This window comes from Sphingomonas sp. Leaf32 (assembly GCF_001421765.1).
Classification (GTDB): Bacteria; Pseudomonadota; Alphaproteobacteria; order Sphingomonadales; family Sphingomonadaceae; genus Sphingomonas.
On sequence record NZ_LMLA01000012.1, the window covers coordinates 187730 to 194619 of the forward strand.

7 protein-coding genes, 1 tRNA gene and 1 pseudogene are annotated in these 6890 nt (G+C 63.4%); 8 read left to right on the forward strand and 1 reads right to left on the reverse strand.

What is annotated here, in order from left to right:
- Nucleotides 1–14: 14 nt before the first annotated feature.
- A complete protein-coding gene (fabD, locus tag ASE83_RS16690; RefSeq protein ID WP_055792992.1) occupies nucleotides 15–950 on the reverse strand; it encodes an ACP S-malonyltransferase in 936 nt (311 codons plus the stop codon).
- 168 nt (nucleotides 951–1118) lie between these two features.
- Between fabD and ASE83_RS16695 the strand changes: the two genes are divergently transcribed.
- From ASE83_RS16695 to ASE83_RS19140, 8 genes and pseudogenes are all read left to right on the forward strand, one after another.
- Nucleotides 1119–1496, forward strand: coding sequence for an RcnB family protein (locus ASE83_RS16695; RefSeq protein WP_055792995.1), 378 nt, complete (start codon nucleotides 1119–1121; stop codon nucleotides 1494–1496).
- A 148-nt stretch (nucleotides 1497–1644) separates the two neighbouring features.
- Nucleotides 1645–2061 (forward strand): 30S ribosomal protein S6, encoded by a 417-nt coding sequence (rpsF, locus tag ASE83_RS16700; protein WP_055792998.1) that lies wholly within the window; start codon nucleotides 1645–1647, stop codon nucleotides 2059–2061.
- Between the two features lie 11 nt (nucleotides 2062–2072).
- On the forward strand, nucleotides 2073–2297 hold the full coding sequence (gene rpsR / locus ASE83_RS16705; protein ID WP_010543816.1) for a 30S ribosomal protein S18: 225 nt from the start codon (nucleotides 2073–2075) through the stop codon (nucleotides 2295–2297).
- A gap of 12 nt (nucleotides 2298–2309) precedes the next feature.
- On the forward strand, nucleotides 2310–2903 hold the full coding sequence (rplI, locus tag ASE83_RS16710) for a 50S ribosomal protein L9 (RefSeq protein WP_055793002.1): 594 nt from the start codon (nucleotides 2310–2312) through the stop codon (nucleotides 2901–2903).
- Nucleotides 2904–3246: 343 nt separating this feature from the next.
- A tRNA-Glu gene (locus ASE83_RS16715) sits at nucleotides 3247–3321 on the forward strand.
- A gap of 95 nt (nucleotides 3322–3416) precedes the next feature.
- Nucleotides 3417–5234, forward strand: coding sequence for a site-specific integrase (locus ASE83_RS16720; RefSeq protein ID WP_055793006.1), 1818 nt, complete (start codon nucleotides 3417–3419; stop codon nucleotides 5232–5234).
- A 403-nt stretch (nucleotides 5235–5637) separates the two neighbouring features.
- Entirely contained in the window at nucleotides 5638–6564 is a 927-nt protein-coding gene (locus tag ASE83_RS16725; RefSeq protein ID WP_156353266.1) for a hypothetical protein, read from the forward strand.
- A gap of 89 nt (nucleotides 6565–6653) precedes the next feature.
- Nucleotides 6654–6787: pseudogene (locus tag ASE83_RS19140) on the forward strand (LysR family transcriptional regulator); the annotation flags it as partial.
- Between the last annotated feature and the right edge of the window lie 103 nt (nucleotides 6788–6890).

A 6890-nucleotide genomic window follows, 5' to 3' on the forward strand; every position in this document is an offset into this window, starting at 1 on the left:
CGCGTGAACCGATTTTACAACCGCCCGACCAGCGCCTCGATATCGGCCATGGTCACCACGCTGGTCGCGGTCGCGTCGGGGGCGATGCGTTTTACCATTGCGCCCAGCACCTTGCCGCCCAGTTCCACGAAATCACCGACGCCCGCATCCTGCATCGCCAGCACCGATTCCCGCCAGCGGACCATGCCGGTGACCTGTTCGACCAGCAGTCGGCGGATCGTTTCGGGATCGGCGACCGGCGCGGCGGTGACGTTGGCGTAGACCGGCACGACCGGTGCGGACAGCGCGACATCGGCCAGCGCCGCCGCCATCGCATCGGCCGCGGGCTGCATCATCGGGCAGTGGAACGGGGCGGACACCGGCAGCACGACCGCGCGCTTGATGCCCATTTCCTTCGCCAGCGGCACGGCACGCTCGATCGCCGCCTTCGCGCCCGAGATGACGACCTGCGACGGGTCGTTGTCGTTGGCGACGGTGCAAACGTCACCCTCCGCCGCCGCATCGGCCAGCGCCTGCGCCTTGGTGAGGTCAGCACCGAGCAGCGCCGCCATCCCGCCCTCGCCGACCGGCACCGCCGCCTGCATCGCCTGCCCGCGCAGCTTCAGCAGCCGCGCGGTGGTCGACAGGTCGAGCGCACCGGCAGCACACAATGCGGTATATTCGCCCAGCGAATGACCTGCGACGAAATCGGCCTTGTCGGCGAGGCGGATGCCGCCCTCGCGCTCCAGCACGCGCAGCGTCGCGATGGCATTCGCCATGATCGCGGGCTGCGCATTTTCGGTCAGCAACAGGTCGGCATCGGGTCCGTCGGCCATCAGGCGAAAGAGATGCTGGCCCAGCGCCTCGTCGACCTCCTGAAACACCTCGCGGGCATGGGGGCTGGCGGCGGCAAGTGCGGCGCCCATGCCGACCGACTGGCTGCCCTGCCCCGGAAAGATGAATGCGCGCATCGCCTACGTCTCCTGCAAATCCAAGCCGCGCGGGGTAGTCGCTCGGCCAAGCTGAACGCAAGGGGGCGTGTCGCGACACGCTGCGACCAATTCGGCGCAAGGCTGACAAACCCCGGTTACAGCCGGCCCCCATCCTGGCTCCAACGACAAATCACCAGGAGACCCGAGATGAAGAAGCTGATCCTCGCCGCGATGACCGCATCGCTGCTCGCGACCCCGATGGCCGCATCGGCACAGAGCCGCACCGTCATCAAGGAACGCCCCGGTCGGACCGTCGTCGTCGAACGGAACCGCCATGGCCAGAATGTCCGCAAGACGGTCGTCCGGCAACAGCCGGTGCGCTATACCAAGTGGCAGCGCGGCCAGCGGTTCGACCGCAATCGCGCGCCGAACTATCGCCAGATCGACTATCGCGCCTATCGCCAGCGCGGCGTCTATTCGCCCCCGCGTGGCTATCAATGGGTGCGCTCGGGCAATGACGCGGTGCTGATCGCGATCGCCAGCGGCGTGATCGGCGCGGTGATCGGCGGCGCGATCGCGAACTGACCTTGCTTTCCCGCCCGATTCGGGTAAGGGGAGCGCATCCGGGGTGGCAGGCATGTCCTGTCGCCCCGGACTGCATTTGAAGACGACAGCCGGAGGGGCGTTCGCGATTGGCGCGGCGTCAGCGATCGGCCAACAGACGAGAAAGAATATGGCTCTCTACGAGCACGTGTTCCTTGCGCGCCAGGATCTGGCACAGGCGCAGGTGGACGCGCTGGCGGAAACCGCCACCAAGATCGTTCAGGACATGAACGGCAAGGTCGTCAAGACCGAAACCTGGGGCCTGCGCAGCCTCGCCTATCGCATCGCGAAGAACCGCAAGGCGCATTACGTCATGCTCGAAATCGACGCGCCGGGCGACGTCGTGGCCGAGCTGGAGCGCCAGACGCAGATCAACGAAGACGTGATCCGCTTCATGACCGTCAAGGTTGACGGTCATGAAGAAGGTCCCTCGGTGATGATGCGCAAGAGCGAGCGTTCGGAGCGTGGCGACCGTCGTGGTGGCCGTGACCGTGACGACCGTGGTCCGCGCCGTGAGCGCGAGCCGTCGGCCGAAGTCGAAGCGTAAGGAGCAGCACCATGGCACGTCCGTTTTTCCGCCGCCGCAAGAGCTGCCCCTTCTCCGCGAAGGACGCTCCCCGGATCGATTACAAAGACGTTCGTCTGCTGCAGGGCTTCGTGTCCGAACGCGGCAAGATCGTCCCGTCGCGCATCACTTCGGTGAGCGCCAAGAAGCAGCGCGAACTGGCCCAGGCCATCAAGCGCGCCCGCCATCTGGGCCTGCTGCCCTACATCGTTAAGTAAGGAGCGCCCGACATGGACGTCATTCTGCTGGAACGCGTCGAGAAGCTCGGCGCCATCGGCGACGTGGTGAAGGTGAAGGACGGCTTTGCCCGTAACTTCCTGCTGCCGCGCAAGAAGGCGCTGCGCGCCAACGAAGCCAACAAGAAGGTGTTCGAGGCGAACCGCGAGCGGATCGTCGCCGACAACGCCGCCCGTCGCACCGACGCGGAAGCCGAAGCCAAGACGCTGGAAGGCGTTTCGGTCACGCTGATCCGTCAGTCGTCGAACACCGGTCAGCTCTACGGTTCGGTCGCGGTTCGCGATCTGGTCGACGCGCTGGTCGCCGACGGCCACAAGATCGACAAGTCGCAGGTCGCTCTCGACCGTCCGATCAAGGCGATCGGCCTGCACGACGTGAAGATCGCGCTCCACCCGGAAGTGTCGGTCGTCGTGAAGGTGAACGTTGCCCGTTCGCCGGAAGAAGCCGAGATGCAGTCGCAGGGCGTCGACGTCATGGCGTCGATGTTCGAGCGTGACGACGCCGGCTTCACCGAGGATTACGATCCCAACGCCGAGCCGGGCGAGATCGCCCGCGACGACGCAAACACGGAAGAAGCGCAGGGCTGAAGCCCTACGCATTCGACCAACGAAAAGGCCGCCGGAGCGATCCAGCGGCCTTTTTCTTTGTCCGTCGCGGATCGGTCCGGCGGGTCAGGGACAAGCTACGCACGCACCGATGACGGCGGCCAGCGGGATCAGCGAGAGGATGACGGGAACGGCCTTGGCCATGGGAAATGCCCTGCATTGGTTGGTTCATCCGGTTCAAAGCACGACGGATCGAAAGGTTTCGCGTTCCTGAACGATCTGCGTATCGAATCGAAACTGTTTGGGTGGCGGATTTGATGTTGGTCAGACCGCAGGCCGCTTGACGTCGCCTGGATTGGCGCGTAACAGCCCCCCTCCCGCAAACGGCCCCTTCGTCTAGCGGTTAGGACGTCGCCCTCTCACGGCGAAAACACGAGTTCGATTCTCGTAGGGGTCACCAGCACCCGCTTATGTGGCGGGATGGCGGGGTTTTCTCGATTTTCACGGACGCTTTACCCATCCTTGTATACAAAGGATGTGCACAAAGTGATCCGTATGGCCGCCCCCTTCAAAGATCCTCGCACCGGCATTTTCTACTTCCGGCGGGTCATCCCGGCCGCACTCCGCCCGTTCTTCGACGGTGGCGCAACCGAGTATAAGCGGACTCTCGACACCCGCGATCCCGACGAAGCGCGCCAGCGCTATCATCCGCATGCCGTCGTCTACGAGCAGAAGCTCGCCGCCGCTCGCCGCACGCGGGCCAGCCACCACCTTCGCTCAGCACGCGCAATGGTAGACGACTTTCTCGACGGACAACCGGACGAGGATCTTCGCGGCGTGGCGCAGAAGCTCGCCGCGCTCGAACTTGGGGCGTTCGACCATGCCAACGGCCTGACCGACGATGTGCCCGGCGCACGCTACGACTTCGGGATTTCACCAGGCCTCGAAGATCTTCGCGACCATGCGAGCAGGATCACCATGCTGTCCGCCGTTCCCGATCTCCTGCCGCTATCCTGGCTGGAGACGTTGCAGCGGGTCGCCGCCCTGCCCACCCTCGAACCGATCGAATGGTTCATCGCGGCGGTGGCCATGGCGAACGATCTGGGCTGGCCACTGACCCACGAGCTGCATGGCGCGATCGGTCGTGCTTACCTCGACAGGCTCTGCGCGGCCTGCGCCATCAGGATCGATCCGGCGCGGACGCGGATTGTCCCGCCGCCGGTGCTTGTCGCAGGATCTACGGCGGTGATGTCGGCGCCGTCTGCCCATCCGACCGAACCAGAACTCCTTACGCCGCCCGGCAAGGCGGCACCCACGATCACCCAGGTCTATGAAGCCTGGGCCACGTTCGAGCTGCGCGAGGCCAAACTCGTGGACGAATGGCGGACAGCGGTGAAGCGTTTCGCCCGGCTCCATGACGACCCGCCGGTCGATCGGATCACCACGTCAATGGTGCGTGCCTATCGCCGCACCTGCGCGGGGCTTCCAGCCCGTGCCGGACATAGGATCGCCGCCCTGCCCCTGTTGGAGCAAGTCGAACTGGCGGAGGCTGAAGGATTGCCGACGCTATCGCCTGCGACCGTCAACAAGGCGCTGTCGGCGATCCGGGTAACGCTCGAGCACGCGGTCGAGGAACTCGAGGTCATCGACGGCAACGTCGCCAAGACCGTGAAATCGATGCCCAAGCGCACGTTGGAGGACGCACGCCTCGCTTTCGAGCCGGACGACATGGTCAGGATCTTCACCTCGCCCCTGCCTGAGCGCAGTGGCGTGACGTCACGAACGCTGTTCTGGACACTGTTGCTAGCCCCGTTTACGGGTTGCCGGCTCGATGAGCTGGGCAAGCTTCGACCCGGCAACATCAAGACCTATGACGGCATCCCCTACATCGCCATCGAACCGGATCGCCTGCGCGTCCGCCAAGAGCAGGAGGGACCGGCCAAGCGGATGAAGACGGCCAGTGCCAAGCGCGACATTCCGTTGCATTCCACCCTGCTAGAAGCAGGCTTTCTCGATATGGTCGCGGCGCGACGGGCAGAAGGCACCGAGTGGCTGTTTCCCGAACTCAAGACCAACAAATATGGCAGCCGCACACAACGGCTATCGCGCGTCATGAACGATTTTCTCGACGCCATCGGTCTGTCCGATCCCGAGCTCGTATTCTATTCATTCCGACACACCGGCAAGCGCGCCGTTCGTGGCAAGGTCGCGAAGGAGATCGTCGACCTTCTGTTCGGTCACGCGGACGGATCGGTCAGCACCTTATATGGCCGTGGTGCCGCCATGACGGTTCTGCGTGATGCCATCGAGCAGATCCAATATCCTGCCGTTGACTGGAAACCTGTTGTCGCGATGGCGCGGACAATGACCTAATTGGGCGGACTGCTCCCGAGCAGCTTCTATTCGCGAGAGGCAGACAGCGGCTATTCTGTAAGTGTGGCAGCGCTCTGTTGTGACACGATAGCGCCTTCATTGCTGGTTGAAAATCAGCCGTTCGTTCAGGCGAATAGGCCTACCCCTTCGGCCAGCTCGCGCAGGCGTATAGAACGGACGGGATTGGGGCATTTCTGCCGTCCAAGGGCGACATCGCGAACGGCGGGTCTTATCAAATGTCGACGTTCAGCGATCGAACCTCTGATCTCATGGGCGGACTGAGACGGGGTCGGAAGCCGACCGTCAGCTCATGGCGACTAGAACGCGAATAGCTGACACGAAGACGTCTCTACCAAGGACGCGGCGGTCGCGCTTTGCTACAAGTGGGCCCGAGGGGACCGCGATGCCGGAACGACGCAGCTTCAGGACTTTGCTCAACCAAGAACGAGACAACCTCGCTCTGGTGATCGGTAACGGCATCAACATCCACGGCGCAGGTAATCGCAACTCCTGGGAACGGTTGCTCGTTCAGATCGCGCACCATTGCGCCGTCGACGTGCCCAGCGTCCCTAAGGGCACCGCGCTGACCGAGTTCTACGATGTGCTTGAGATGAAACGCAGTAGCCCGACTGCCGACGGCGATGATCAGAACATAACCCTCAACCTCCAAGCCGAATTTTGCCGTTTGATGGAACGCTGGGAGCCGCTCCTGCACCATCATACCATCATGAATTGGGCGGTGCGTCATGGCGTGCCGGTCCTGACCACCAATTTTGAAGAGGTGCTAAGCGAAGCCGCCGGGTGCGACTTCATCAGGCCGCCCGAGCTGCCCTTCACTGATTTCTATCCGTGGAGCTGTCGCTTCGCCAACCAGCTATTGGATGATCCCTGCGATGGCTTCGGCATCTGGCACATCAACGGCATGCGCCGCTACCAGCGAAGCATCCGCCTCGGCCTCAGCCATTATATGGGGTCGGTCCAGCGCGCCCGCACTTGGCTCCACCGCGGCGAGGTCAATCTTTTCAACGCCAAGAACCGGCCCGACTGGGACGGGGCTCGCACCTGGGTCCATCTCATATTTAACAAGCCGCTGCTGATCTTCGGCCTTGGGCTCACCGAAGCCGAAGTCTTCTTGCGATGGTTGCTGATCGAGCGCGCCCGCTATTTCCGCAAATTCCCCGAGCGCGCCCATCCCGCGTGGTATGTCTATACCCCCGAGGTCGACGACACGTCCGAGGCCGGCAAGCTCTTTTTCCTTGAAGGGGTCGGAATCACCAGCGTGAAAGCCGACTACGCCGAAATTTATGAAAGCCCTTCCTGGGCGGCCTGATCTCTTCTTCAGGCGTGGCGCCCGAGTCGGCAAGAGAGGGGAAACCTTCTGTTGAGAGCGGGCTCTTGGTCTCGCCCTACCCCTTCGGCCCTGCGCTGCAAGACATTCACGAGACGATGGAAACTGTGCGATCGCAGCGGGAAGCACCTTCTGGAACCTTGCGCATCAATGCCTCCCCACAGCCGCACGCGAGATTATGGCACCGTTTACACTGGAGTTCCTGTGACGTGACCCCCGCCTTTCATCCAGCTGCGACCAGAGACCGACCGTTGTTGTCGCGCAGGAGCGCGGGTGAAGCAACGGTCAGGTTTAAACCCGACCGTTGC

What these genes read in the sequence shown, in the direction of transcription:
- fabD (WP_055792992.1), bottom strand. Translation starts at nt 950, where the DNA reads ATGCGCGCATTCATCTTTCCGGGGCAGGGCAGCCAGTCGGTCGGCATG.
- ASE83_RS16695 (WP_055792995.1), top strand. Translation starts at nt 1,119, where the DNA reads ATGAAGAAGCTGATCCTCGCCGCGATGACCGCATCGCTGCTCGCGACC.
- rpsF (WP_055792998.1), top strand. Translation starts at nt 1,645, where the DNA reads ATGGCTCTCTACGAGCACGTGTTCCTTGCGCGCCAGGATCTGGCACAG.
- rpsR (WP_010543816.1), top strand. Translation starts at nt 2,073, where the DNA reads ATGGCACGTCCGTTTTTCCGCCGCCGCAAGAGCTGCCCCTTCTCCGCG.
- rplI (WP_055793002.1), top strand. Translation starts at nt 2,310, where the DNA reads ATGGACGTCATTCTGCTGGAACGCGTCGAGAAGCTCGGCGCCATCGGC.
- ASE83_RS16720 (WP_055793006.1), top strand. Translation starts at nt 3,417, where the DNA reads ATGGCCGCCCCCTTCAAAGATCCTCGCACCGGCATTTTCTACTTCCGG.
- ASE83_RS16725 (WP_156353266.1), top strand. Translation starts at nt 5,638, where the DNA reads ATGCCGGAACGACGCAGCTTCAGGACTTTGCTCAACCAAGAACGAGAC.